This is a genomic window from Leifsonia sp. PARNA 1/14 (assembly GCF_055720965.1).
In genome coordinates, this window is record NZ_JBVQSP010000002.1 from 643,291 (window position 1) to 665,846 (window position 22,556).

The 22,556-nt window shown below is 70.8% G+C and carries 22 protein-coding genes; 12 read left to right on the forward strand and 10 right to left on the reverse strand.

All coding sequences use genetic code 11. From position 1 onward, the window contains the following. Positions 1–18 precede the first annotated feature (18 nt). A complete protein-coding gene (locus AC0HS0_RS08205; RefSeq protein ID WP_472963038.1) occupies positions 19–669 on the forward strand; it encodes a hypothetical protein in 651 nt (216 codons plus the stop codon). Here the strand turns inward: AC0HS0_RS08205 and AC0HS0_RS08210 are convergent. Next, positions 642–1,547: an SDR family oxidoreductase gene (locus AC0HS0_RS08210; RefSeq protein WP_472963039.1), complete on the reverse strand. Its 906-nt coding sequence runs from the start codon at positions 1,545–1,547 to the stop codon at positions 642–644. The genes AC0HS0_RS08205 and AC0HS0_RS08210 overlap by 28 nt on opposite strands. Positions 1,548–1,672: 125 nt before the next feature. On the opposite strand from AC0HS0_RS08210, the gene AC0HS0_RS08215 reads away from it, so the two are divergent. Then, positions 1,673–2,233, forward strand: a complete 561-nt coding sequence (locus AC0HS0_RS08215) for a helix-turn-helix domain-containing protein (protein ID WP_472963041.1) — start codon at positions 1,673–1,675, stop codon at positions 2,231–2,233. 69 nt (positions 2,234–2,302) lie between these two features. Here the strand turns inward: AC0HS0_RS08215 and AC0HS0_RS08220 are convergent, their stop codons facing one another. Beyond that, entirely contained in the window at positions 2,303–3,295 is a 993-nt protein-coding gene (locus AC0HS0_RS08220; protein ID WP_472963042.1) for an aldo/keto reductase, read from the reverse strand. Between the two features lie 42 nt (positions 3,296–3,337). On the opposite strand from AC0HS0_RS08220, the gene AC0HS0_RS08225 reads away from it, so the two are divergent. Then, on the forward strand, positions 3,338–4,477 hold the full coding sequence (locus AC0HS0_RS08225) for a low temperature requirement protein A (RefSeq protein WP_472963044.1): 1,140 nt from the start codon (positions 3,338–3,340) through the stop codon (positions 4,475–4,477). A gap of 14 nt (positions 4,478–4,491) precedes the next feature. Then, on the forward strand, positions 4,492–5,436 hold the full coding sequence (locus AC0HS0_RS08230) for a hypothetical protein (RefSeq protein ID WP_472963045.1): 945 nt from the start codon (positions 4,492–4,494) through the stop codon (positions 5,434–5,436). Positions 5,437–5,451: 15 nt separating this feature from the next. Here AC0HS0_RS08230 and rimK read toward each other — a convergent pair whose 3' ends face one another. After that, complete coding sequence (gene rimK, locus AC0HS0_RS08235) at positions 5,452–6,642, reverse strand: 30S ribosomal protein S6--L-glutamate ligase (protein WP_472963046.1); 1,191 nt, start codon at positions 6,640–6,642, stop codon at positions 5,452–5,454. Between the two features lie 25 nt (positions 6,643–6,667). On the opposite strand from rimK, the gene AC0HS0_RS08240 reads away from it, so the two are divergent. Together AC0HS0_RS08240 and AC0HS0_RS08245 are read left to right on the forward strand one after the other, a co-directional pair. Next, the gene (locus AC0HS0_RS08240) at positions 6,668–7,144 is read left to right on the forward strand and encodes an ATP-dependent zinc protease family protein (RefSeq protein ID WP_472963047.1); all 477 of its coding nucleotides are present in this window, start codon (positions 6,668–6,670) and stop codon (positions 7,142–7,144) included. 3 nt (positions 7,145–7,147) lie between these two features. Then, a complete protein-coding gene (locus AC0HS0_RS08245; RefSeq protein ID WP_472963048.1) occupies positions 7,148–8,551 on the forward strand; it encodes an MFS transporter in 1,404 nt (467 codons plus the stop codon). A 336-nt stretch (positions 8,552–8,887) separates the two neighbouring features. Here AC0HS0_RS08245 and AC0HS0_RS08250 read toward each other — a convergent pair whose 3' ends face one another. Next, complete coding sequence (locus tag AC0HS0_RS08250) at positions 8,888–9,466, reverse strand: TetR/AcrR family transcriptional regulator (protein WP_472963049.1); 579 nt, start codon at positions 9,464–9,466, stop codon at positions 8,888–8,890. 74 nt (positions 9,467–9,540) lie between these two features. Here AC0HS0_RS08250 and AC0HS0_RS08255 point away from each other — a divergent pair, with 74 nt between their 5' ends. Then, positions 9,541–12,054 (forward strand): MMPL family transporter, encoded by a 2,514-nt coding sequence (locus AC0HS0_RS08255; RefSeq protein ID WP_472963050.1) that lies wholly within the window; start codon positions 9,541–9,543, stop codon positions 12,052–12,054. A 5-nt stretch (positions 12,055–12,059) separates the two neighbouring features. Here the strand turns inward: AC0HS0_RS08255 and AC0HS0_RS08260 are convergent, their stop codons facing one another. The 3 genes from AC0HS0_RS08260 to AC0HS0_RS08270 form a co-directional block, all read right to left on the reverse strand. Then, positions 12,060–13,583, reverse strand: a complete 1,524-nt coding sequence (locus tag AC0HS0_RS08260; RefSeq protein ID WP_472963051.1) for an ATP-dependent DNA ligase — start codon at positions 13,581–13,583, stop codon at positions 12,060–12,062. Positions 13,584–13,622: 39 nt separating this feature from the next. Beyond that, complete coding sequence (locus tag AC0HS0_RS08265) at positions 13,623–14,231, reverse strand: HdeD family acid-resistance protein (protein WP_472963052.1); 609 nt, start codon at positions 14,229–14,231, stop codon at positions 13,623–13,625. A gap of 97 nt (positions 14,232–14,328) precedes the next feature. Further along, complete coding sequence (locus tag AC0HS0_RS08270) at positions 14,329–14,502, reverse strand: hypothetical protein (RefSeq protein WP_472963053.1); 174 nt, start codon at positions 14,500–14,502, stop codon at positions 14,329–14,331. Between the two features lie 236 nt (positions 14,503–14,738). Between AC0HS0_RS08270 and AC0HS0_RS08275 the strand changes: the two genes are divergently transcribed. Beyond that, the gene (locus AC0HS0_RS08275) at positions 14,739–15,611 is read left to right on the forward strand and encodes a hypothetical protein (protein WP_472963054.1); all 873 of its coding nucleotides are present in this window, start codon (positions 14,739–14,741) and stop codon (positions 15,609–15,611) included. A 140-nt stretch (positions 15,612–15,751) separates the two neighbouring features. Then, positions 15,752–16,285 carry a hypothetical protein gene (locus AC0HS0_RS08280; protein WP_472963055.1) on the forward strand — a complete coding sequence of 178 codons (534 nt, stop codon included), beginning with the start codon at positions 15,752–15,754 and terminating at the stop codon, positions 16,283–16,285. A gap of 111 nt (positions 16,286–16,396) precedes the next feature. Here AC0HS0_RS08280 and AC0HS0_RS08285 read toward each other — a convergent pair whose 3' ends face one another. Both AC0HS0_RS08285 and AC0HS0_RS08290 read right to left on the reverse strand, forming a co-directional pair. After that, complete coding sequence (locus AC0HS0_RS08285; RefSeq protein WP_472963056.1) at positions 16,397–17,101, reverse strand: response regulator; 705 nt, start codon at positions 17,099–17,101, stop codon at positions 16,397–16,399. After that, complete coding sequence (locus AC0HS0_RS08290; RefSeq protein ID WP_472963058.1) at positions 17,098–18,726, reverse strand: sensor histidine kinase; 1,629 nt, start codon at positions 18,724–18,726, stop codon at positions 17,098–17,100. Before AC0HS0_RS08290 ends, AC0HS0_RS08285 begins: the two co-directional genes overlap by 4 nt. Positions 18,727–18,923: 197 nt before the next feature. Here AC0HS0_RS08290 and AC0HS0_RS08295 point away from each other — a divergent pair, with 197 nt between their 5' ends. The 3 genes from AC0HS0_RS08295 to AC0HS0_RS08305 all read left to right on the forward strand — a co-directional run bounded on the left by AC0HS0_RS08295 (position 18,924) and on the right by AC0HS0_RS08305 (position 21,836). Beyond that, the gene (locus tag AC0HS0_RS08295) at positions 18,924–19,781 is read left to right on the forward strand and encodes an ABC transporter ATP-binding protein (protein WP_472963060.1); all 858 of its coding nucleotides are present in this window, start codon (positions 18,924–18,926) and stop codon (positions 19,779–19,781) included. Positions 19,782–19,786: 5 nt separating this feature from the next. Further along, complete coding sequence (locus tag AC0HS0_RS08300) at positions 19,787–20,659, forward strand: ABC transporter permease (RefSeq protein ID WP_472963547.1); 873 nt, start codon at positions 19,787–19,789, stop codon at positions 20,657–20,659. Positions 20,660–20,741: 82 nt separating this feature from the next. Further along, positions 20,742–21,836 (forward strand): ABC transporter substrate-binding protein, encoded by a 1,095-nt coding sequence (locus tag AC0HS0_RS08305; RefSeq protein WP_472963062.1) that lies wholly within the window; start codon positions 20,742–20,744, stop codon positions 21,834–21,836. Between the two features lie 77 nt (positions 21,837–21,913). On the opposite strand, the gene AC0HS0_RS08310 is transcribed toward AC0HS0_RS08305, so the two are convergent. Beyond that, positions 21,914–22,555 (reverse strand): class I SAM-dependent methyltransferase, encoded by a 642-nt coding sequence (locus tag AC0HS0_RS08310; protein ID WP_472963064.1) that lies wholly within the window; start codon positions 22,553–22,555, stop codon positions 21,914–21,916. Between the last annotated feature and the right edge of the window lies 1 nt (position 22,556).

Below are 22,556 nucleotides of genomic sequence, written 5' to 3' on the forward strand. Positions count from 1 at the left end.
GCGCGTGAGCGGGACGCAGTGAGCGGAGCCGGCGTGAACGGCGAAGGAGGCGCCTGGGAGCGGAACAGGGTTCTGCTCTCGGACGCCTCCTTCGCCATCGGCTCCGCGTGCTTCGCGTTCGCCGCCCTGCCGTCGATCGCCGCCGCGATCGGGGCGATCGCGACGAACGTCGTGTTCGTGGTCGGGTCGATCTTCTTCACCCTCGGCGCCGGGCTGGCGCTCGGCCTCCCGAACCGCAGCTCGTCCGTCATCCAGTTCGTCGGCACGCTGTTCTTCAACGCGAGCACGTCGCTCGCGCTCGCGCTGGCCGTGCCGGCCGGAGCCGCCGGCAACAGCGGCTGGCGCCCAGACGTCTACGGCTCGATCTGCTTCCTGGTGTCGAGCGTGCTCGCGGTGATGGCGCTCGCGCGCCAGCGCGCCGACCGACGAGACAGCGCGGGAGGCTGGCTCAATCTGGCCGGGTCGGTGCTGTTCGGCTTCGCGGCCGTCGGGGCGTTCGAGCTGCCCGGCACCGATGCCCTCCTCAGCCCGTTCTGGACCGGCGTCGGGACGGTGGGCGGGGCCGTGTGCTTCCTGGCGGCCGCGCTCCTCGGCCTCCTGCCGACCACGACCGAGATTCGAGCCCGCGACCGAGGTCGGAGTCAGCGCGCGGGAACCGCGTCGAAATAGGCGCCCGACGCGACGTCCTCGAGCAGTGTCGGGCCACTGGGCGTCCATCCGTAGCGCTCGCGTGTGATGGCGCTGGAGGCCGGGACGTCCATGCTGAAGAACCGGCCGATCCAGCCGAAGTGCTCGTCCACATCCTCCGGCGCGATCGATGCGACGGGGAGGCCGAGACCGGCTCCGATCGCCTCGGCGATCTCGCGCGTCGGGATGCCCTCCTCGCCCACGGCGTGCACGCGCGCCGCGGGGGTCGCCTGCTCGAGCGCGAGGCGCACGAGGCGCGCCGCGTCGAGCCGATGCACGGCCGGCCAGCGGTTGCTGCCGTCATCGGCGTAGCCGGCGACGCCCTTCTCACGGGCGACCCGCACCAGCTCGGCGCTGAAGCCGTGGTCACCGTGGCCGTGAACCGTCGGCGAGAACCGCAGTGCTACGGGTCGGACGCCGCGATCGGCGTACTCGAACGCGAACGCCTCGCCGCCTCCGCGTGGCGCATCGGCGCCGACGAAGGGCGACGGGACGTCCTCGGTCAGCAACTCGCCCGGTCGCGCCACGATGCCCGACGCGAAGAGGAAGGGCCGGTCGGAGCCGGCGAGCTCGTCGCCGATCGTGGCGACGACCGCGCGCTCGGTGCGGCCGGCCCCGGCGTAGTCGGAGAAGTCGTGCTTGAAGCCGAGGTGGATGACGGCGTCGACTGCCGCGGCGCCCGACCGGATGCTCTCCAGGTCGTCGAGCGAGCCGGGCACCGGGGTGGCGCCGGCTGCGCGGATGCGCTCGGCGGAGGCGTCGGAGCGGGCGAGGCCGGTCACCTCGTGGCCGGCGGAGAGCAGTTCGGGAAGGACGGCGGATGCGATCCAGCCGGATGCTCCGGTGACGAAGACGCGCATGGGAATGACCTCCAGAGTCGGTGGTGTTCGCGTTGATGTCAGTGACTGTCGTCAGTGACTGGCATCACGATAGCACCGATGTCAGCAACTGTCATCAGGAGTCGCGCAACCGCTACACTGGCGGCGTGGGACGCTGGACACCGGACGCGCGCGGCCGCCTCGAAAAGGCGGCCATCGAGCTGTACGCCGAGCGCGGCTACGAGGGCACGACCGTCGCCGATATCGCCGAGCGCGCCGGGGTCACCGAGCGCACCTTCTTCCGGCACTACGCCGACAAGCGCGAGGTGCTTTTCGCGGGATCATCCGCGATGCAGGAGGCCGTGCTCGCGGCGATCGCGGCCGCACCGGCCGACGCGCCGCCGTTCGCGGTGGCGGCCGATGGGATGCGCGCCGCCGCCGCGCTCATCGACAGCCGGGGTGCGGACTTTCCGCGCCGGCGCTCGGCGGTCATCGCAGCGAACCCGAGCCTCCAGGAGCGTGAGCTGCTCAAGCTGGCATCGCTCGCCACGGCGAGCGGCGAGGCGCTGCGTGCGCGCGGCGTCGCCGAGCCGGCAGCGAGCCTGGCGGGTCAGGCCGCGGTCGGCGCGTTCCACGTGGGCTTCGCCCAGTGGATCGCCGGGCCCCCCGACGCGACCCTCACCTCCCACGTCGAGCAGGCGCTGCGCACCCTCCCGACCCTCGCCTGAGAACGATCCGTCCCGACACGCCGCAAGGACGGAGGTCGTGACGGCGTGTCGGGACCGATCGTTCGAGGCCTACGCGAGCGCGGCGTCGATCGCGGCGAGTTCGCCGTCGGTGAGGGCGGGAGCGCGGAGGGCGCCGAGGTTCTGCTCGAGCTGCCCGACGCTGCTCGCGCCGATGATGGCGGACACGACGACCGGTTCGCGCAGCACCCACTGCAGCGCCAGCTGTGCGAGGCTCTGCCCGCGCGCGGCGGCGATCTCGTTGAGCACGCGCACCTTCGTCAGCACGTCGTCCGTCAGGTCCGACCCGTGCAGGAACACGCTCGTGACCGCGCGCGAGCCCTCCGGCACACCGTTCAGGTAGCGGTCGGTGAGCATGCCCTGGGCGAGCGGCGAGTACACGATCGCGGCTGCGCCGGCGGCCTCCACCGCGTCGAGCACACCCTCCTCCGGAGTGCGGTCGAACATCGAGTAGCGCGGCTGGTGCAGCAGCAGCGGCGTTCCCGCATCCCTGAGCAGCGCAGCGGCCGCCTCCGTCTGCTCCGCGTCGTAGTTGGACACACCGGTGTAGAGCGCTTTGCCCTGGGCGACGGCCGTCGTCAGCGCCCCCATCGACTCCTCGAGCGGCGTCTCGGAGTCGGGACGGTGGTGGTAGAAGACGTCGACGTAGTCGAGCCCGAGCCTCGTGAGGCTCTGGTCGAGCGACGACAGCAGCGACTTGCGCGAGCCCCATTCGCCGTACGGGCCGGGCCACATCAGATAACCGGCTTTGGTGGATACGACGATTTCATCGCGATACGGCTTGAGGTCGGTCGCCAGGATGCGGCCGAAGAACTCCTCGGCGGCGCCGGGAGGCGGCCCGTAGTTGTTGGCGAGGTCGAAGTGCGTCACGCCGAGGTCGAACGCGCGCAGCACGATCGCGCGCTGGGTGTCGAAGGCGCGAGCGGTGCCGAAGTTCTGCCAGAGGCCGAGCGAGAGCGGAGGCAGCCGGAGGCCGCTGCGTCCGGCGCGACGGTAGGGCATGGAGTCGTAGCGGGCGGGATCGGCGACGAAATCAGAGGGCATGGCGACCAGCCTAGGGCGTGCCCCCGGCACTACCGTTGGCGTGTGAGCGAGGCGTCGGGAGGCCGGATCGCGCGAGTGGCGTCGCGCGTGTCCACGATCGAGCTGCTGTTCGACCTGGTCTTCGTCTTCACGATCGGACAGCTGACCGCCGTGATCGTGCAGCACCCGGGAGCGGAGTCCGTACTGCGTGCCGCGGCGATCCTCGCCGTGGTCTGGTGGATGTACGACGCGTTCGCGTGGCTCACCAACCAGACCGTGCCCGACACCGTGCCCGTGCGGTTGCTGCTGATCGCCGCGATGGCGGCGTTCCTCGTGCTGTCGCTCGCGATCCCCGACGTCTTCACGGGATCGGGCGTGGTCTTCGGCGTCGCCTATCTGGCGGTGGTCGTCATCCATGCCGGTCTCTTCATCGCGCGGGGAGGAAGCGGATCGGCTCGTGTAATGCTGCACGTCGGCCCGCTCAACGCCGTCGCGGCGTTGCTGCTGATCGCCTCGGGGTTCGCGACCGGCTGGCTGGAATGGCTGCTCTTCCTCGCACCGCTGGCGCTCTTCGTCGTCTCGGGCCTGCTGGCCAGAGCCGATCCCTTCACACTCGGAGCATCGCACTTCGTCGAACGTCACGGCCTGCTGATGATCATCGCCTTCGGCGAGTCCATCGTTTCGGTCGGCGCAGGCCTGACGGCGTCGGGTCTCGGCCCGCAGGTGATTCTCGGCGCCGTGGCGACCGTCGCCATGGTGGCGGCGCTCTGGTGGTGCTACTTCTCGGGCGACGACGAGCGCGCGGAGCGGTCGTTCGGATCGCTTTCGACCCGCGGCGGCACGACGCTCGCTCTCACGGCGTACTATCTCGCCCATCTCGTGATGCTGTTCGGGCTCGTCGGGGTCGCGGCCGGCCTCCACCTCGGCCTGGAGGACGCGTTCGCACCGGCGTCCACCGCGGCATCGTGGCTGCTCGCCGGCGGAGTCGCCGTCTATCTCCTGGGAGACGCCGAGTACCGCCGCGAGCTGCGGCTCGGGCCGTGGACGTTCCGGTTCGCCGGCGCGGCCGCGAGCCTGGGCGTCGGTCTGCTCGCCGCGTGGCTGCTGCCGATGACGGCTGGAGGCCTCCCGGCCCTCGCGGTCATCGGCGCGCTTCTCGCCGTCGTCGTCGTGATGCTGATCGCCGAGCGTCGGCGCCGCTGAGTACCATGCCTGCCATGGACACCATCGAGTGGCTCCTCGACTCCGATCCGAGCATCCGCTGGCAGGTGCTGCGCGACCTCGCCGGGGCGTCCGACGAGACCGTCGCCGCCGAGCGCGACCGCGTCGCCACCGAAGGCTGGGGCGCGCACCTGCTCGGCTTGCAGGGCCCCGACGGCAACTGGGACGGCGGGGTCTACCGGCCCGGCTGGGCGCAGGAGGACCGGCCGTTCTTCGACGCCTGGACCGCGACGCATTTCGTCCTCCAGCAGCTGATCGCCTTCGGGATCGACCCGCAGCATCCCCGTGCCCTGGAGGCCGTCTCCCACGTGCGCGATCACGTCCGCTGGGATCACGCGGGTGAACCGTACTTCGACGGTGAGACCGAGCCGTGCATCAACGGGATGGTGCTCGCGGCCGCCGCCTACTTCGGGCAGGACGGTTCCGCGGTCGCCTCCACACTCGCCGGCGGCCGGCTCGACGACGGCGCCTGGAACTGCTGGGCCGAGTACGGCGCACGCGTCTCGTCCTTCCACTCGACGATCTGCGCCGTCGAAGGGCTGGCCGCGTGGGTCGCGACCGGCCGCGCGGACGCGGACTCTGCGGAGGCGCTCCGGACCGGCGAGGAGTACCTCCTGGCCCGCGGCCTGTTCCGCCGGCTGAGCACCGGCGCGGTCGCCGACCCGCGGCTGACTCTGCTGAGCAGTCCCGTGCGCTGGTTCCACGACATCCTGCGCGGGCTGGAGCACTTCCGCAGCGTCGACCGCCGCGACCCGCGACTCCGGGAGGCCGTGGAGCTCCTGCGGTCGAAGGCCGACGCCGACGGCCGCTGGAACCTCGAGAACCGGCACGAGGGCCCCACCTGGAACGACTTCGGCGACAACGAGGGCATGCCCAGCCGCTGGGTCACGCTGCGTGCCCTGCGGGTGCTGCGCTGGTGGGACGCCGCGCCCCCGGAGTGACGGCGCCCGCGAAGGTCACGCCTCGACCAGCGGCTCCTTCGGCAGCCGGCGCACCTTCGAGCGGCGCCTGCGGCGGTCCGGGATCATCGACCGCATCTCCTCCAGCTTGCCGAAGCAGAGCAGGCGGTCACCGGCCTGCAGCTCGACGCCGCTGCGCGGGTTCGGTATGACGGTCGCGCCGCGGTGCAGGGTCAGCACCGTGATGTCGCGGTCCCACAGGCCCGACTCCTTGATCGTCTTGCCCACCAGGTCGGCGTTGCCGTGCACGAGCAGCTCGGCGACGCCGTACCCGCGGGAGACGCTCAACCGCTGGCGCACGTCGATCTCGGGGAAGGCGACCTGGTTGTCGATGAAGTCGATGATCGCGCCGGCGACGTCGAGCCCGGTCGCGCGCTCGATGCCCTCCAGCCCGGGGGAGGAGTTGACCTCCATCACCAGCGGCCCGTCGCGGCCTTCGAGCATGTCGACGCCGGCGACGCGGAGGCCCATGATCTGCGCCGATCGCACCGCGGCCTCCTCGTACTCGGGCGTCAGCTCCACCTTCTCGACGGTGCCGCCGCGGTGGACGTTGGAGCGGAACTCGTCGCCGCTCGCGACCCGGCGCATCGCCGCGACGACGCGGTCGCCGACGACGAGGGCACGGATGTCGCGACCACGGCTCTCGGAGATGAAGCTCTGGATGAGGACGTTCTGCTTGGTGGAGTGCAGGGTCTCGACGATCGACTCGGCGATCTTGGCCTCCGGGGCGAGGATCACGCCGATGCCCTGGGTGCCCTCCAGCAGCTTGATGACGACCGGCGCGCCGCCCACCTGCTCGATCGCCATGCGCACGTCGGCGCGGCTGTTCACGAACGTGGTCGCGGGCATGCCGATGTTGTGGCGGGAGAGGATCTGGTTGGCGCGCAGTTTGTCGCGCGAGTTGGTGATCCCGTTGGCCGTGTTGGGGGTGTAGACGTCCATCTGCTCGAACTGCCGCACGACCGCGGTGCCGTAGTACGTGATCGAGTTGCCGATGCGCGGCAGCACCGCGTCGTAGTCCGACAGCAGGCGACCCCGGTACTGCAGGTCGGGCTCGTCCCCGGAGAGGTCGATCGCGAACCGCAGGGTGTTGAGGACCTTGACGGTGTGACCGCGGTCGCGGGCCGCCGCGCGCAGGCGCTGGGTCGAGTACGCGTGCGGAGCGCGAGAGAGGATGGCGAGCTTCATCGATGGATCCTGCAAAGATAGGGGGATGGCCGGTGACCTCCATTCAAACACCCTGGTGGTGGGGTGGCGTGAATGGGCGAGCCTGCCCAGCATCGGCATTCCGTGGATCAAAGTCAAGGTCGACACCGGAGCGCGCAGCTCGGCCCTGCACGCGTTCGATCTGGAGGAGCTTTCCGGCGACCGCGTGCGCTTCACGGTGCACCCCTGGCAGGACGCCGACACCGATGCCACGGTCGTCGAGCGGCCCATCCACGATCGCCGTGTCGTGCGCAGCTCCTCCGGCCACACGGAGGAGCGGATCGTGGTGCTGCTCGAGCTCTCGCTGGGCAAGCACACCGTGCTCGCCGAGACCACGCTGAGCAATCGCGACCAGATGGGGTTCCGGATGCTCGTCGGCCGGGAGGCGCTCCGCCAGGGCTTCGTCGTCGACCCCGGTCGCTCGTTCCTCGCGGGGCGGGCCCCGCGGGAGGTGCGCCGCCGCAACCGCGGGCGCTCGGTGTAGCGGGTGAGCCGCACCGCCGTCTCGTTCAGCCGCGGGCTCGCGCTGCTGGTCGCCGCGACTTTCTTCATGGAGAACCTCGACGGCACCATCATCCAGACCGCCGCGCCGACGATGGCGCGCGAGTTCGGCGTGGCGCCCGCGGACGTGAGCGTCGCCATGGTCGCCTACCTGCTGGCCGTCGCCGCAGGCATCCCGGCCACCGGCTGGCTGTCGCGGCGATTGGGCATCCGTCCCGTGCTGATCACGGCTATCGTCGTCTTCACCGTGGCGTCCCTGCTGTGCGCGTTCGCGCCCTCCCTGACGCTGCTGACCGTCGCGCGGGTGCTGCAGGGCATCGGCGGCGCGCTCATGGTCCCGGTCGGCAGGCTCGCGGTGCTGCGCGACATCGACCCGGTCGACCTGCTCGACGCGATCGCGTACCTCACCTGGCCCGCGCTGATCGCACCGGTGATCGCGCCGGCGCTCGGCGGCATCCTCTCCGACACGGTCGGCTGGCGCTGGATCTTCCTGATCAACCTCCCGCTCGGCATCGCGGCGTTCGTCGCCGGGCTCGTGCTGGTGCCGAAGACGGAGCGCGAACCGAGCCTCCGCTTCGACGGCCGCGGCTACGCGGCGATCGCGCTCGCCCTGGTGCTGCTGACGGCGGGCGCCGAGGGGCTGAGCGCCGAGGACGGCCGGCTGCAGCTCGCCGGCGGGGCGGCGATCCTCGTCGCGATCGCGATCGGGTGGGTCGCCATCACCTCGTCGCGCGGCAGGGAGCACGCGCTCTTCGACTGGAGCGTGCTGCGCCTCCACTCTTTCCGCGCGGGCAACATCAGCGGCGGCGTCTACCGCATGATCATCACCGGCGCGCCGTTCCTGTTCACGCTGCTGTTCCAGCTCGCCTACGGCTGGAGCGCGACGGTCGCGGGTCTCACCGTCATCGCGATCTTCGTCGGCAACCTGGCGATCAAGCCGTTCACCACCCCGCTGATCCGGAGGTTCGGCTTCCGCACCGTGCTGATCTGGTCGAACCTGCTCGGGATGCTGGTGCTGGCCGCCTTCGTCGGTATCGGCCCGGCCGCGCCGCTTCCGGTGCTGCTCGTGCTGCTGGTGGCGAGCGGTGTGTTCCGGTCGATCGGCTTCAGCGCCTACAACACGCTGCAGTTCGCCGACGTGGAGGCCACCGACACGAACAACGCGAACACCCTGGCCTCCGCGGTGCAGCAGGTCGCGACAGCGCTGGGACTGGCGGTCGTGGCGGTATTCGTGCGCGCCTCCACCACGGTGTCGGAGGGGGTCACCGGCTCACCGCTGCCCGGCTACCACTGGGCGTTCGCGCTCGCCGCGGCGCTGCTGCTGATCCCGCTGGCCGGCGCGTTCCTGCTCCCGCACGACGCGGGCGCCCGCGCGACCGCCCGCCGCTGACGCCCTCCCGACCGTCGAGGGGCGCGTAAACGCCCCTAAAACGGCCGGATAAGGGCGTTTACGTGCCCCTCGAGATGCTCAGGGGTCGACTCAGCGGAGGCGGTCCTCTTCTTCGCGTTCGAGGCGCTCCTTCTCTGCGTCCTTCGCCTCCTGCTCCTTCTGGATCTCCTCTTCGCGAGGCGTCTTGTTCGTCACGTCGCTCCTCCGTCCCGTCGGCCCGTACCCGCACCCTACGCCGCCGCATCCACGCCGGACAGACCGCCGAAGGGCACGTCGTTGTCACTTTTCACGCTCGAAAGTGACAACAACGTGCCCCTCGGCAAGCGGAAGCGCAGCTCAGGCCGGGCGCGGGCCGAGCGTCAGGTCGACGAGGCGCTCGGGGAGGTCCGGGTCGGCCGGGGTACGCGCCAGCGCGCGCAGCATGATCGCGCCGATGAGCGCTTCGCTGACCTCGTCGACGGGGAGGTCGGCCCGCACCTCGCCGGAGTCGCGGGCGGCGCGCAGCCGCGGCGCGAACAGCCGGGGGTCGGCGAGCGACTCGCGCAGCCGCTGCGCGACCTCCGCGTTCTCGGAGGCCGCCGCGATCAGCGAACGGAACAGGCCCTCTCCGGCCGGGCTGTCGAGCACGCCCTCCACTGCCGCGAGCCACGCGATCAGGTCGGCACGCAGGTCGCCGGTGTCGGGCACGGCGAAGCGCTCGGGCAGCAGCATCCCCTCGAGGAGGCAGTCGGCGATGAGGGCGCTCTTGCCCGGCCACCACCGGTAGACGGTCTGCTTGCCGACGCCGGCGCGTGCGGCGATGCCCTCGATGCTGAGGTGGTCGTAGCCGCGCTCGGCGAAGAGCGCGGCCGTCGCCTCGAGGATCGCGACGCGCGCGGCTTCACTGCGCACTGCTCCCCGTCGACCTTCCGGCATGCTCACAGCCTACATACATTCAACGAGACGGACCGTTGCGTATTCTTTTCGGCGGGACGTCGAAAGGACCGCACATGGCCGAACTGCTCTACCGCCTCGGGAAGTTCTCGGCGCGCCGCGCCTGGACGGTCATCGTCGCCTGGCTGGTCGTTCTCGGCATCGCGGTGGGAGGCTTCGTCGTCGGCTTCAAGGGCCTGACGTCCTCCTTCGACATCCCCGGCACCGCCGCCGGCGCCGTGGTCGACGAGCTCACGCACAAGCTGCCCGACTACGCAGGCGCTTCGGGCACGGTCGTGTTCCGCACCGACGACGGGTCGGCGCTCGACGACACGCAGAAGAAGGCCATCAGCTCCCTCATCGCCGACGCCGACGGCCTCCCTGATGTCTCCGGAGTGATCGATCCGTTCGCGACCGAGGCCGAGCGCGCCGCGCAGCAGACCAAGGTCACTGAGGGGCAGTCCCAGCTCACGGCCGGCCAGGGGCAGCTCGACGCGGCGAAGGCGCAGCTGACTTCGGGTCAGCAGCAGCTCGACGCCGCGAAGGCGCAGTTGCAGGCCGCCCCCGCGGGGAGCATGCCGGCCCAGCAGGTGGCCGCCGCGCAGGCCCAGCTCGCAGCGCAGCAGAAGACGATCGACGACGGCGTCGCTCAGCTCACCGCCCAGCAGACGCAGCTCACCGCGCAGCAGAAGCAGCTCGACCAGGGCGCCGAACTGCTGACACTCTCGAAGGACATCCGCATGGTGTCCTCCGACGGCTCGACGGCGCTGGTGAACGTCGCCTTCACGAAGCCGCGGCTCGAGCTGTCCGAGACGTCCAAGCAGGCCGTCATCGACCACTTCGAGTCGACGAAGGTGCAGGGCGTCACCGTCGCGTTCTCGACCGACATCGCGCAGGGCGTGCCGCAGATCGTCGGAGTGGGCGAAGCGGTCGGCGTCGTCTTCGCGGCGATCGTGCTCATCGTGGTGCTCGGCTCGGTCATCGCCGCCGCCCTGCCGATCGTCACCGCGCTCTTCGGCGTCGCGGTCGCCGCCCTCGGCTCGCTGGCGTTCTCCGGCGTTGTCGACATGGCCTCCGTGACCCCGGTGCTCGCGATCATGCTCGGCCTCGCGGTCGGGATCGACTATTCGCTGTTCATCGTCAACCGACACCGCAAGCAGCTGCTGGAGGGCGCGGAGCCGCGGGAGTCCATCGGTCTCGCCAACGGCACCTCCGGCAACGCCGTCGTCTTCGCGGGCACCACCGTGGTCGTGGCCCTGCTGGCGCTCAACGTCACCGGCGTGCCGTTCCTCGGTCTCATGGGCACGGTCGGCGCCATCGCGGTCGTGCTGGCGGTGCTGATCGCCGTCACGCTCACTCCCGCGATCCTCGGCCTCCTGAAGCTGCGTGTGCTGGGCCGCCGTGCTCGCGCACGCGTCGGTCGGGTGCACCACGACGACACCACGGCCAAGCCGATGAAGACCTGGCGCGCGGTGGTCACGGCGGTGGGCGCCGCGGTCGCACTGCTGATCGTCGCGATGCCTGCGCTCTCGATGCGCGTCGGCCTGCCCGACGGCTCCTCCGAGCCGGTCGGCTCGACCACCTACGAGGCGTTCACGGTCACCGAGAAGGCCTTCGGCGCCGGCACGACCGGCCCGCTGCTCGTCACCGCGACCGCGAAGGACGCCGTCGCGAAGGACGACGTGACCTCCGTGCAGCTCGACGTCGCACGCACCCTCGCCGACCAGAAGGACGTCGTCGCCGTCGCGCCGATCGCCGTCTCCGACGACCGCACGCTGTTCGCATTCCAGGTCGTGCCGGAGGAGGGACCGAACAGCGTCTCGACCGAGAACCTCGTGAACGCGCTGCGCGGCCTCGACGCCGTCGACGGGAAGTACCAGCTGGGCGTCTCCGGCCAGACGGCGATCAACCTCGACATCTCGGCGAATCTGGCCTCGGTGCTGCCGCTCTACCTGACGGTGGTGGTCGGCCTGTCGCTGCTCATCATGATCCTGGTGTTCCGCTCGATCCTGGTGCCGCTGATCGCGACGGGAGGCTTCATCCTCTCGCTGTTCGCGACCTACGGCGCGATCACCGCGCTGTTCCAGTGGGGCTGGGGCGCCGACGCGCTCGGCATCCACACCGGCCCGATCCTGAGCTTCCTGCCGGTCATCCTGGTCGGCATCCTGTTCGGCCTCGCGATGGATTACCAGCTGTTCCTGGCCTCCGGGATGCGGGAGGCCTATGTGCACGGCGCCTCCGCCCGCCTCGCCGTGGTGAAGGGGCTGCGGGCCGGGCGTTCGGTCGTCATCGCCGCGGGGCTCATCATGATCTCCGTCTTCGGCGGCTTCATCTTCAGCGAGTCGACCATGATCCGCTCGATCGGCTTCGGTCTCGCCTTCGGCGTGCTCGTCGACGCGTTCGTGGTGCGAATGCTGCTCATGCCCGCGCTGATGCACCTCCTGGGTCGTTCGGCCTGGTGGCTGCCGAGGTGGCTCGACCGCATCATGCCGAACGTCGACGTGGAGGGCGCGGCCCTGGAGCGCCGGCACCACGTGGAGGCGGCGGCCGAGGAGGCGACCGACCCTGCGGGCGAGCCGGCGCGGGTGTAGCGCCCCTACTCGCGCAGCAGGGAGCGGAGGGTCGTGATCGTGTCGGCCTCCGCGGCCTCCTTGTCGTCGCGGTAGCGCTTGACGCGCGCGAACCTCAGGGCGATGCCGCCGGGGTAGCGGGATGACCGCTGCACGCCGTCGATCGCGATCTCGACCACGGTGGTCGGGGCGACCCAGACGGTTCCCGCCGTGCGGCGCACCTCGATCCGCTGGAACTCCTCCGTCTGCCACCGCAGCAGCTCGTCGGTGAGCCCTTTGAACGTCTTGCCGACCATCACGAAGCCTCCGGGCTCGCCGAAGGCTCCCTCGGAGTCGCGCGCGCCGAGGTGGAGGTTGGACAGCAGCCCGCGCCGGCGTCCCGATCCCCATTCGCAGGCGAGCACGACCAGGTCGTAGGTGAGCACCGGTTTGACCTTGATCCAGCTCGACCCGCGCCGCCCTGCGGCGTAGGGCGAGTCGATCGCTTTGACGACGACGCCCTCCTGGCCGGCCGCGAGCGCCTCGCGCGAGACCCGCTCGGCGGTCTCGGGGTCGTCGGTGACCTCGCCGGGGATCCGGTATTCGCCGGCCACCCGCTCCAGTTCGTGGCGCCGCACCGAGAGCGGCTCGTCGAGCAGGTCGCGGCCGTCGACGTGGAGGATGTCGAAGAACCAGGGGTGGAGGGTGGCCTCGCGAGCCGCCTCTGCGCCGAAGCGACTCATGGTCTCCTGGAAGGGCCGTGGCCCGCCGTCCTCGTCGAGGGACAGGGTCTCGCCGTCGAGGATGATGTCGCGCGCGGGCAGCCGGCGCACGATCTCGACCACCTCGGGCACGCGGTGCGTGATGTCGGCGAGGTTGCGGGTGAAGACGCGCACGCTGTCGCCGGAGCGGTGCACCTGGATGCGCGCACCGTCGAGCTTGTACTCGACCGAGGCCGGTCCGGTGGTCTCGAGCGCCGCGGAGGCCGAGGGGGCGGTGGCCGCGAGCATCGGCAGAACCGGCCGGCCGACCTCCAGCCCGACGGCGTCGAGCTCTTCTGCTGTGCCGGTCAGCGCGATGACCGCGGTCTCGCCGAGGTCGCCCGTGAGCATGGCAGCGCGCCGGACGCTCGCACCGGGCCGATCGGCGGCCCGCGCCACCGCATCGATCAGCACCCCCTCCAGCGCGCCCGTTCGCATCTCGCCGAGGAGCACGCGGGCCAGGAGATCCTGCTCGCCGGCTGTCGCGCGCGCAGCGAAGTCGCGCAGCGCCGCACTGCGGTCACTCGCCGAGCCGGCGCCGCCGAGCGCCGCCAGCTCTTCGAGCAGGGCGTCGAGATCGAGGACGGTGAGCGTCGGCTCGTCGGCCGGCTCTCCCATCACCGCCGAGACCCCGCGCCAGCCCACGCCGACGCGACCCTGCCTCGGCTTGCCGACCAGGAATCCGACCGCCGGGGCGATCTCGTGCGGCGCCAGCTCGCCGAGGAGGCCCGCGAGCGCGTCGACCTTGGCCAGCCGCGAGCGCGTGGCCGCGACCGTATCGAGAGTGGTGACTACCGTGTCGAGGAGCACATCCTCAGTGTTCCACCGACGTCCGACTCGCGCCGAGGCTCACGCCGCCGAGGCCTTCGCCCCGCGCCCGAACGTGATCGCGCGCACGATCTGCACGATCCCGAGCACGATCAGGCTGATGCCGACCAGGATGAACAGCACCACGATCCCCCACCCCGGGCTGAACAGCAGCACGATGCCGGCGATGATGCTCAGGATGCCGAAGAAGATCGACCAGCCGCGCGAGGGCGAGTCGCCGAGCTGGGCCAGCGCGACGGCGCCCTCCACGATCCACGCGATGCCGACCAGGATGCCGATGAACACGGCGAGGAAGGCGGTCGTGCCCTGGAGGTTCGCGAACGCCACGACCGCGGCGATCACGAGCAGCACCCCGAAGACGATGTCGAGTGCGCGGGCGCCTCCGCCGATGCCTTTGGCGAATATCCCGATGCCGAGGTAGGCGATGCCGGAGACGAGCAGCGAGATCGCGATCAGCACCGTCAGCCCGACCGCAGCGGTCTTGGGCCAGAAGACGATGATGATGCCGATGATGAGCGCGACGGCCCCGCTGATCCCGAGCGCGACGCGGACACTGTTGATGACCGCGGGCGTCAGGTCTCTGCCGTTGAGCGAGAACGACGCGAAAGCGGATGGCTGAGAAGTGGACATCGCAGGACCCTTCTGGTGGAGCGGACGGACGTGTTCGGACGCTATCGCCAGCCGGAGCGGCGTGTCTAGGGCCCTCGTACCCTGCGCTTGACGGGAGTCAGTAGTCCTCGCGGCCTTCGTTGAGGACCGAGAGCGTGTCCTGGTCGGCCGCCCACTCGTGCAGTGCGCGTTCGAGTTGTCTGCGGGTCCATTCGTGCGAGACGCCGTCGGCCTCGCCGAGCTGGGCGAGGCGGTCGAGGCGTGCGGCCGCGGGTCCTTCGAGATCGTCCATGATTCGTGCCTCCTGGCGACGATCCTGACCCTGCGGAGGCGGGTGGCGCAAGAGCGCAAACCGACCGTTCCGATCGGCCGGTACCGCGATGCGCGCGACACCGCAAGTGCTCTTCGCGACCTCGAAGAGGGTACGGACGGGAGGTCCAGAACAGTCCCGTACCGTCGCCGGATGCCCGCGGTCGGAACAGGCCGGCACCCCCGCCGGCCCTGTCGCGGGCGACGGAAAGGATCCACGTGAAGAACACCATCCAGAACACCTCCGCATCCAGCACCTCCACGCGCACCGCCTTCGGCGCCCGGCGCTTCGTGATCGGCGCCGCCTCGGTCGTGGCGGCGGGAGCCCTCATCGGCGTGGGGGCGCAGGGAGCCTTCGCGGCGACCGGCGACACCGGTGCGGCCGGCTCCGGCTCGACGTCGGCCTCCGCCTCGACCCCGTTCGGAGGCGCGACGGCGGGAGGCTCCGCCTCGTTCGGCGGCTGGACGCACGGCTTCTCGCCGGCCGGTCAGGCCCACGCGCTCTTCAACGGCCACATTGACGGCGGGAAGGCGCAGCAACTCGCCAAGCGGATCGTCGCCGACGGCGCGGTCTTCTCGCTGCTCCCGGACAGCCTCCAGGGCGACCTGAAGTCCCTCGCCGGCGCGTCCGCCCACGACCGCACCGCCGACGCGAAGAAGATCGTGTCGACGGCGCTCTCGGGAGGCTACGGCAGCGCCATCCAGAAGCTCGCGACCCAGCTCAAGGGCAGCGAGGCGCGCGACGGCCAGGACGGCGACGCTCACGGGGGCCTCGACCTCGAGGGCCTCGATGTGAAGGGCCTCCTCCAGGGGCTCCGCAGCGGCGACCTTCTGAGCTCCGGCTCGGGCGCGGCGTCGCAACTCGGTGCCGACGCGGCGGGCATCGCCTCCACCGTGACGGGTGACAGCCAGCTCGCGTCGAAGCTCCCGGACTCGCTGCGCAACGACCTGTCGCAGCTCGCCTCGGCGCCCGCGGCAGCTCGCACGGCGGACGTGCAGAAGATCGCGACCACGGCGCTCTCGGGCGGCTACGGTGCGCAGATCCAGCAGGTCGCCGATCAGGTCGAGCAGACGGTCACCGCGGCGCACTGACGTACGCGCGGCCGGCGCGCCCTCACGTCCCTCCCGCGGCACACCCGCGTGCAGGGAGGACGTGGGGGCGCGTCCGCGTGCGGCGGGAATCCGTCGAGAGAGGGATGCCCGCGAGCCCCGCGCGGGCGCATGATTCCTGCATGTGGCTCCGGAGGATCATCGTCGCGGTGGCGGCCTACGCGCTCTTCGCGGGCGGGCTCGCGACGCTCTACGTCGTCGTGCAGCAGGACGGGCGCAGCGCGGTGGAGGATGCTCCGCGCTCGCTCCTGTCCGAGGGAGCGGCGGCCGTGACCGCGTCGCCCTCCCGCCGGTTCGATCTCGAGCAGTACCGCGGCACCTTCTGGGTGCGATACGACGCCGCGGGCACGCCGGTGGCGGGCGACGCCGTTCTGCACGGGTCGCTGGCGCAGGTGCCGTTCGGTGTGCTGCAGAACGCCCGGGCGGCCGGCGAGGACGCCGTCAGCTGGGAGCCGCAGCCGGGCCTCCGGTTCGCGATCGTGGCGCAGCCGTTCGGCACGGGCTCGATCGTTGCGGGGCAGTCGCTGCACCGCACCGAGCAGCGCATCCAACGCACCGGCCTCTACATCGGGCTCGCGCTGGCGGCGGGGTTCGTCGTCGTCGCGATCGCGGTCGCCGCCGATGCCCTCGTCGTTCAGCGGCGCTTGACGCCGTAGCGGTGCTCCGGCCACCCCGACCGGACACTCGTGACGAATCGTGAGATTCGTGTCACGAATGTCGGGATTCGTGACGAATGTGCAGCGTTCTTGAACGCACGCCCTCGTCGCTCAGCGGCGCTTGACGCCGTAGCGGTGCTCCGGACGGCCGGTCGCGCCGTAGCGGAGCTCCAGCTTGAGCACGTCGCTCTGCTCCAGCTGGGTGAGGGCGCGCTGCGCCGTGGTGCGGCTGATCCCGATCGCGGTCGCCACATCGTTGGCCGATAGGCTGCCGTCGCTGGCCGCGACCGCGTCGTAGACCGACTGGAGGGTCGGCGCGAGCCGCCGCAGGGCGTCCGCCTGGGCCGGCGTGCCGGGGCGCAGGAGGTCGAAGATCCGGTCGATGTCGTGCTGCGTCGCCTCTGCGGGGAACCCGTTCAGATCGTCGTACGCCCGACGGAACGCGGTGAGCCGCTCCGCCAGCTGCGCGAAGCCGAACGGCTTCACCAGGTAGTGCAGGGCGCCGAGCTGCACGGCCTGCTTGACGGTCGCGACGTCGTTGGCGGCCGAGATGACGATGACCGCTGGCGCCGACGGCTCCGCGAGCAGCTGCCGCACGACCTGGAGGCCGTCGCCGTCGGGCAGATAGATGTCCATGAGCACGAGGTCGGGATGCAGCTCGCCCGCGAGGCGCAGCGCTTCGGCGGCGCTGTGCGCCTGCCCGGCCACCCGGAATCCGGGCACGGCCCCCACGAACCCGACGTGCACCGAGGCGACCCGGTAGTCGTCGTCGACCACGAGCACGCTGAGCGACGGGGAGGATGCGCTGTCGCTCATCGAGCACCTCCTGCCGACCCCGAGGCGGCAGGGGCGACGACCGCACCAGCCCGCGGCAGCACCACCGTGAAGACCGCGCCCGGGCCTCCCGACACGGTCACGCTGCCGCCCAGCTTGGTCGCCGTGGAGTGCACGAGCGACAGCCCGAGGCCGCTGTGCCGCACGAGCGAGCCGCGCTTGGTCGAGTAGCCGCTCTCGAAGATCCGCGGCAGCTCCGCGCTCGGCACGCCCGGCCCGTTGTCGGCGACGCGCACGGTGACCGACTCCGGCGTCTCCACGACGCTCACGACGGCGCGTCGCGGCGCCGGAGCGCCCGCGAGCGCGTCGAACGCGTTGTCGATCAGGTTGCCGAGCACGGTCGTGAGCGCCTGCACCCGCTCCGGCGCCTCCCCGAGGTCGGTGTCGGGCGCGATCACGAGGTCGATGCCGCGTTCGTTCGCCTCGGCCGCCTTGCCGAGCAGCAGCCCGACGATCATCGGCGAGCCGATGTGCGACCGCAGCGTGGCATCGAGATCGGCCGTGGTGCCGCGGATCTCGTTGAGGTACTCGAGCGCCTCCTGCGTCCTCCCGAGCTCCAGGAGTCCGGAGACCGCATGCATGCGGTTGGAGAACTCGTGCTGCTGCGCGCGAATCGATTCGCTGAAGCTGCGCTCGCCGTCGAGCTCCCGGGTGAGGCCGGTGAGCTCCGTGCGGTCCTGGAGGGTGAACACGGCGCCGTGCTGCCGCCCGCCGATCGTGACGGGCATCCGGTTGATGACCAGGATGTGGTCGTCGGTGATCGCGATGGCGTCCTTGACCTCCGTCGTGCCGGTGAGCGTGTCGCGGATCGGGCCTGCGACGAGCACGTCCTCCAGCAGGCGGCCGCGCGCGCCCTCCGGGAGGCGCAGCAGCCGCTGGGCCTCGTCGTTGACGACGGTGATGCGGCCGGCCGGGTCGATCGCGATGACGCCCTCCCGGATGCCGTGGAGGGTGGCCTCCCGCTCCTGCAGCAGCCGCGCGATCTCGTCGAGCTCCAGACCGAAAGTGCGTCGCTTCAGGAGGCTTGCGAGCGCGAACGAGGCGAGCGCGCCGATGGCGAGCGCGAGCACGAACCAGGCGCCGTACGCGGGCAGCTCGGAGAGCAGCTCGCTCGCTACCGAGCTCTCGCGGATGCCGACCGACACCTCCCCGACGATGCGGTCGGAGTCCGGCGCGAACAGCGGGACGCGCGCATTGGCGTTGAGGCCGGTCGCGCCCTGATCGGTGCCCAGGTGCACCTTCCCGTCGGCGGCGACCAGCGGCTCCTCCACCTTCTTGCCGATCAGTGCCGCGTCGGGATGCGAGTGCCGCACGCGGTCCCTGTCGATCACGACGACGTAGGCCGCGCCCGTTCTGTTGGCGGTCTGCGAGGCGAGGTTCTGCACGGTGGTGTCGCAGCCGCTCCCGCCGGTCGTCATGCAGCTCTGGATATCGGGGATGCCGGCGAAGGTCTGGGCGATGGCGGCGGCCCGCGCCTGGTAATCGGCATCGAGGTTGGCGCGCGCGGTCTGGGCCAGGAGCAGGAAGCCGATCAGCATCGAGGCGGCCAGGATCGCCAGCTGAGCCAGCAGTATCTGGCTCGAGAGTCGTCTGATCCGTCGTCGCATCACCCGAGATTGTGTCACCTGCGGCTGGTGGTCGCATGCGCGCAGAACGCCCAAAAGCTGCGACAACGCACACAACCGGACGAATCGCCCTCAAGCGAGACAGAACCCCGACGCCCGACGAGCATCGATCTCCACAGGCACCGCGCCCCGAACCACCGGCCGGGCCTGCAACGACAGAGACAGAGAGGTCTTGGCTCATGGGTGAACACCGACCCCGCAGCGCCCCCGGCGCCGCCCCCGCGGCGGATGAGGCGGCGCGCATCGACATCGTCGGACTGACGAAACGCTTCCTGACGCCGAAAGGCGACACCTTCACCGCGATCCGCGACGTGACGCTCACGGTCGAGCCCGGCCAGTTCTGCGCCATCGTCGGCCCGACCGGCTGCGGCAAGTCGACCACGCTCGCACAGGTCTCGGGCCTCGAACGGCCCAGCGCCGGCTCCGTGAGCGTCGGCGGGCGCATCGTCGACGGGATCACGAGCGGGGTGAGCTACATGTTCCAGGCCGACTCGCTCTTCCCGTGGAAGACCGTCCTCGCCAACGTGATGGTCGGCCCGATCCTCCTCGGCACGCCGAAGAAGGAGGCCACCGCCCTCGCGCTGGACTGGCTGCGCCGCGTCGGCCTCGCCGGGTTCGAGGACCGCTACCCGCACCAGCTCTCCGGCGGCATGCGCAAGCGCGTCGCGATGGCGGCGGCGCTCATCAACAATCCGCGCATCCTGCTCATGGACGAGCCGTTCGGTGCGCTCGACGTGCAGACCAAGGCGATCATGCAGACCGAGTTGCTCACTCTGTGGGAGGAGTTGCGGCCCTCCGTGCTCTTCATCACGCACGACCTCGACGAGGCCGTGGCGCTCTCCGATCGCGTGGTGATCATGACCAGCAGCCCGGGGACGGTCAAGGACGTCTTCGACATCGACCTCCCGCGGCCGCGCGGTGACGTGCAGGAGATCCGGCACGAGCAGCGGTTCATCGAACTGCAGGGGCGCATCTGGGAGTCCCTCCGCGACGAAGTGACCCGGGCGTACCAGCAGACGGCAGGAGCGGCGGCGTGACCACCATGACCATTGCAGAGAACCTCACCCCCACCACCGCCGAGCGGGAGATCGAGCTCAAGGCCTCCGCCCGACGCACGCACCGCCGCCGCACCGCCTGGGTGTGGGCCGGGCGTGCCGCCGTCGCCGTCGTCGTGCTCGGCGGCTGGCAGTGGTTCACCTCCGCCGGCTGGATCGACAAGTTCTTCTACGGCCAGCCGTCCGGCATCTGGGACAGCCTCGTGCATCTGTTCACGCAGGGCACCGCGTTCGGCACCATCTGGGAGAACCTCTGGATCACCGTCCAGGAGGCCTTCCTCGGCTTCCTGCTCGGCACCGTGCTGGGCGTCGTCTTCGGCATCCTGCTCGGCTCCAACCGGTACCTCGCGTCGGTGTTCGGCCCCTACATCAAGGTCGTCAACTCCATCCCGCGCATCGTGCTCGGCTCGATCTTCATCGTCGCCTTCGGGCTGGGGGTCTTCCCCAAGGTGCTGCTCGCTGCCGTGCTCGTCTTCTTCGTCGTCTTCTTCAACGCCTTCCAGGGCGTGCGGGAGGTCGACCAGAACCTGATCGCGAACGTGCGCGTGCTCGGCGCCTCGCCGTTCCAGGTCGCGCGGCATGTGACCATCCCGTCGGCCATGACGTGGATCATCGCGAGCCTCCACACGGCGTTCGGCTTCGCCATCATCGGCGCGCTGGTCGCCGAGGTGCTCGGCGCCCAGCACGGTGTCGGCCTGATCATCAGCCAGGCGCAGGGCAACTTCGATCCGAACACGGTGTTCGCCTGCATGGTGATCGTCGCCGTCGTCACGCTCGTGGCCGAGTACCTCATCACCCTGCTCGAGAAGTCCCTTCTCAAGTGGCGCCCGCCGAGCCGCTCCGAGGCCCAGGCGATCTAGGCAGCGGCCCCGCCGTTCCACCCCTGTCCTGCAACGAAGCAGAACGCCGGCCCGTCCGGCACGACGAAAGGAAACACATCCCATGAAGAAGCGCAGCATCGCAGTCATCGCGGCGGCGGGCGTCGTGGCCCTCGGCCTCGCGGCCTGCAGCGGTGGAGGCGGCGGCACCGCGGCTGCCGGCGGCAGCAGCTCCGGCCCGATGCCGACCGTCAAGATGATGGTCGGCGGCATCGACAAGCAGATCTACCTGCCGTACCAGCTGGCCCAGCAGCTCGGCTACTACAAGAAGTACGGCGTCAACATGGAGCTCTCGACCGAGCAGAACGGCGGCGTCGGAGCCGAGGACGCCATGGCCTCCGGCCAGGTCGACATGGCCGGCGCTTGGTACATCCACACCGTGGACTTCCAGTCCAAGGGCAAGGACGTCATCAACCTGGTGCAGCTCTCGGGAGCGCCCGGCGAGCGCGTCATGTGCAGCCCCAAGGCGAACGTCAAGTCGGCGGCCGACTTCAAGGGCAAGAACATGGGCGTCACCGACCTCGGATCGGGCACCGACGAGCTCACCCAGTTCCTCGCCGCCAAGCAGGGTGTGGACAAGAAGCAGTACAACACCATCGCGGTGCACGCCGGCTCGACGGCCATCGCGGCGATCCAGCGCGGCTCGGCGGACTGCGTGATGACCACGCAGCCGACCGTCGGCGCCCTCACCTCGCAGAAGCTCGCCATGTCCGCGGTCGACATGGCGACGACGAAGGGCGCGACCAAGGCGCTCGGCGGAGCCTGGCCGGCGGCTGGCCTCCTCGCCAACGCCAGCTGGGTGAAGTCGCACGAGGACGCCGCGCAGAAGGTCGTCGACGCACTCGTGGCGACGATGCACTGGATCGCGACCCACTCGGCCGCTGACATCGCGAACAAGATGCCGCAGGACTTCGTGCAGAACAGCACGATCACCAAGCAGCAGTACATCGACGGGCTGAGCACCGACAAGGGCCAGTTCCTGCCCGACGGCATCATGCCCGCCGGCGGCCCGAAGGTCATCTTCGACATGGAGAAGACCATCGGTGTCGACACCTCCAAGGTGAAGATCTCCGGCACCTTCACCAACAAGTACGCCGACGCGGCGAACAAACTCGAGGGCTTCAAGACCACGACGACGCCCGCCGGCGCGGACGGCTGAGCGCCACCCGCGACTTCGCGAACCAGCCCGCCCGGTGCGTCCAGCCATCCAGCGCACCGGGCGGGCTTTCGCGTGCGTCAGGGCTTGACTGCCCGGATGCGTTCGACGGCGCCGGAGCGCAGCCGCTCGTGCTCGGCGACCTCCAGGCCCACGGCCTCCACCTCGCCGCGGTGCCGCCGGGTCAGGTGTTCGCCCTGCGTCGGGATGGTGAACCGCTCGATCAGCCACTGGCCCGCGAAGACGACGGCGCGGTCGCTGCGGGTGTGGTCGACGAGCACCACCGAGCCGCCGGGCACGACCACGCGCGCCATCTCGGCGAGGGCGACCTGCGGTCGCGGGATCGAGCAGAGCGCGAGCGCGCACACCACCGTGTCGAAGGAGGCGTCGCCGAACGGCAGCGCCTCGGCGTCCCCCTCGGTGAGCTCGGCGGCGACCCCGGCCTCGGTGGCCCTGGTGCGTGCGATCGCCAGCATCTCCGGACTCAGGTCGATGCCGACCAGCGCGACGCCGGGCGGGTAGTACGGGAGGCTGCGCCCGGTGCCGACCGCGATCTCCAGCACGCGCCCCTGCGCCCGCGCCCCGACCCACTCGCGGCTGCCGTCGAGCATGGTCCGTTCCGCCCGCTCGACCTTGCGGTCGTAGCTCGCGGCCTGCCGCCGCCAGGCGCGCTGCTGGCGGCGGGTCTCCTTGTCGGTGGTGGTGGGGTCGGCGTCCGTCACG

Coding starts and splice junctions, on each gene's coding strand:
- AC0HS0_RS08240 (WP_472963047.1), top strand. CDS start 6,668: ATGGCCGGTGACCTCCATTCAAACACCCTGGTGGTGGGGTGGCGTGAA.
- AC0HS0_RS08265 (WP_472963052.1), bottom strand. CDS start 14,231: ATGTCCACTTCTCAGCCATCCGCTTTCGCGTCGTTCTCGCTCAACGGC.
- AC0HS0_RS08290 (WP_472963058.1), bottom strand. CDS start 18,726: ATGCGACGACGGATCAGACGACTCTCGAGCCAGATACTGCTGGCTCAG.
- AC0HS0_RS08280 (WP_472963055.1), top strand. CDS start 15,752: ATGTGGCTCCGGAGGATCATCGTCGCGGTGGCGGCCTACGCGCTCTTC.
- rimK (WP_472963046.1), bottom strand. CDS start 6,642: ATGAAGCTCGCCATCCTCTCTCGCGCTCCGCACGCGTACTCGACCCAG.
- AC0HS0_RS08300 (WP_472963547.1), top strand. CDS start 19,787: ATGACCATTGCAGAGAACCTCACCCCCACCACCGCCGAGCGGGAGATC.
- AC0HS0_RS08210 (WP_472963039.1), bottom strand. CDS start 1,547: ATGCGCGTCTTCGTCACCGGAGCATCCGGCTGGATCGCATCCGCCGTC.
- AC0HS0_RS08270 (WP_472963053.1), bottom strand. CDS start 14,502: ATGGACGATCTCGAAGGACCCGCGGCCGCACGCCTCGACCGCCTCGCC.
- AC0HS0_RS08220 (WP_472963042.1), bottom strand. CDS start 3,295: ATGCCCTCTGATTTCGTCGCCGATCCCGCCCGCTACGACTCCATGCCC.
- AC0HS0_RS08250 (WP_472963049.1), bottom strand. CDS start 9,466: ATGCCGGAAGGTCGACGGGGAGCAGTGCGCAGTGAAGCCGCGCGCGTC.
- AC0HS0_RS08295 (WP_472963060.1), top strand. CDS start 18,924: ATGGGTGAACACCGACCCCGCAGCGCCCCCGGCGCCGCCCCCGCGGCG.
- AC0HS0_RS08255 (WP_472963050.1), top strand. CDS start 9,541: ATGGCCGAACTGCTCTACCGCCTCGGGAAGTTCTCGGCGCGCCGCGCC.
- AC0HS0_RS08305 (WP_472963062.1), top strand. CDS start 20,742: ATGAAGAAGCGCAGCATCGCAGTCATCGCGGCGGCGGGCGTCGTGGCC.
- AC0HS0_RS08285 (WP_472963056.1), bottom strand. CDS start 17,101: ATGAGCGACAGCGCATCCTCCCCGTCGCTCAGCGTGCTCGTGGTCGAC.
- AC0HS0_RS08230 (WP_472963045.1), top strand. CDS start 4,492: ATGGACACCATCGAGTGGCTCCTCGACTCCGATCCGAGCATCCGCTGG.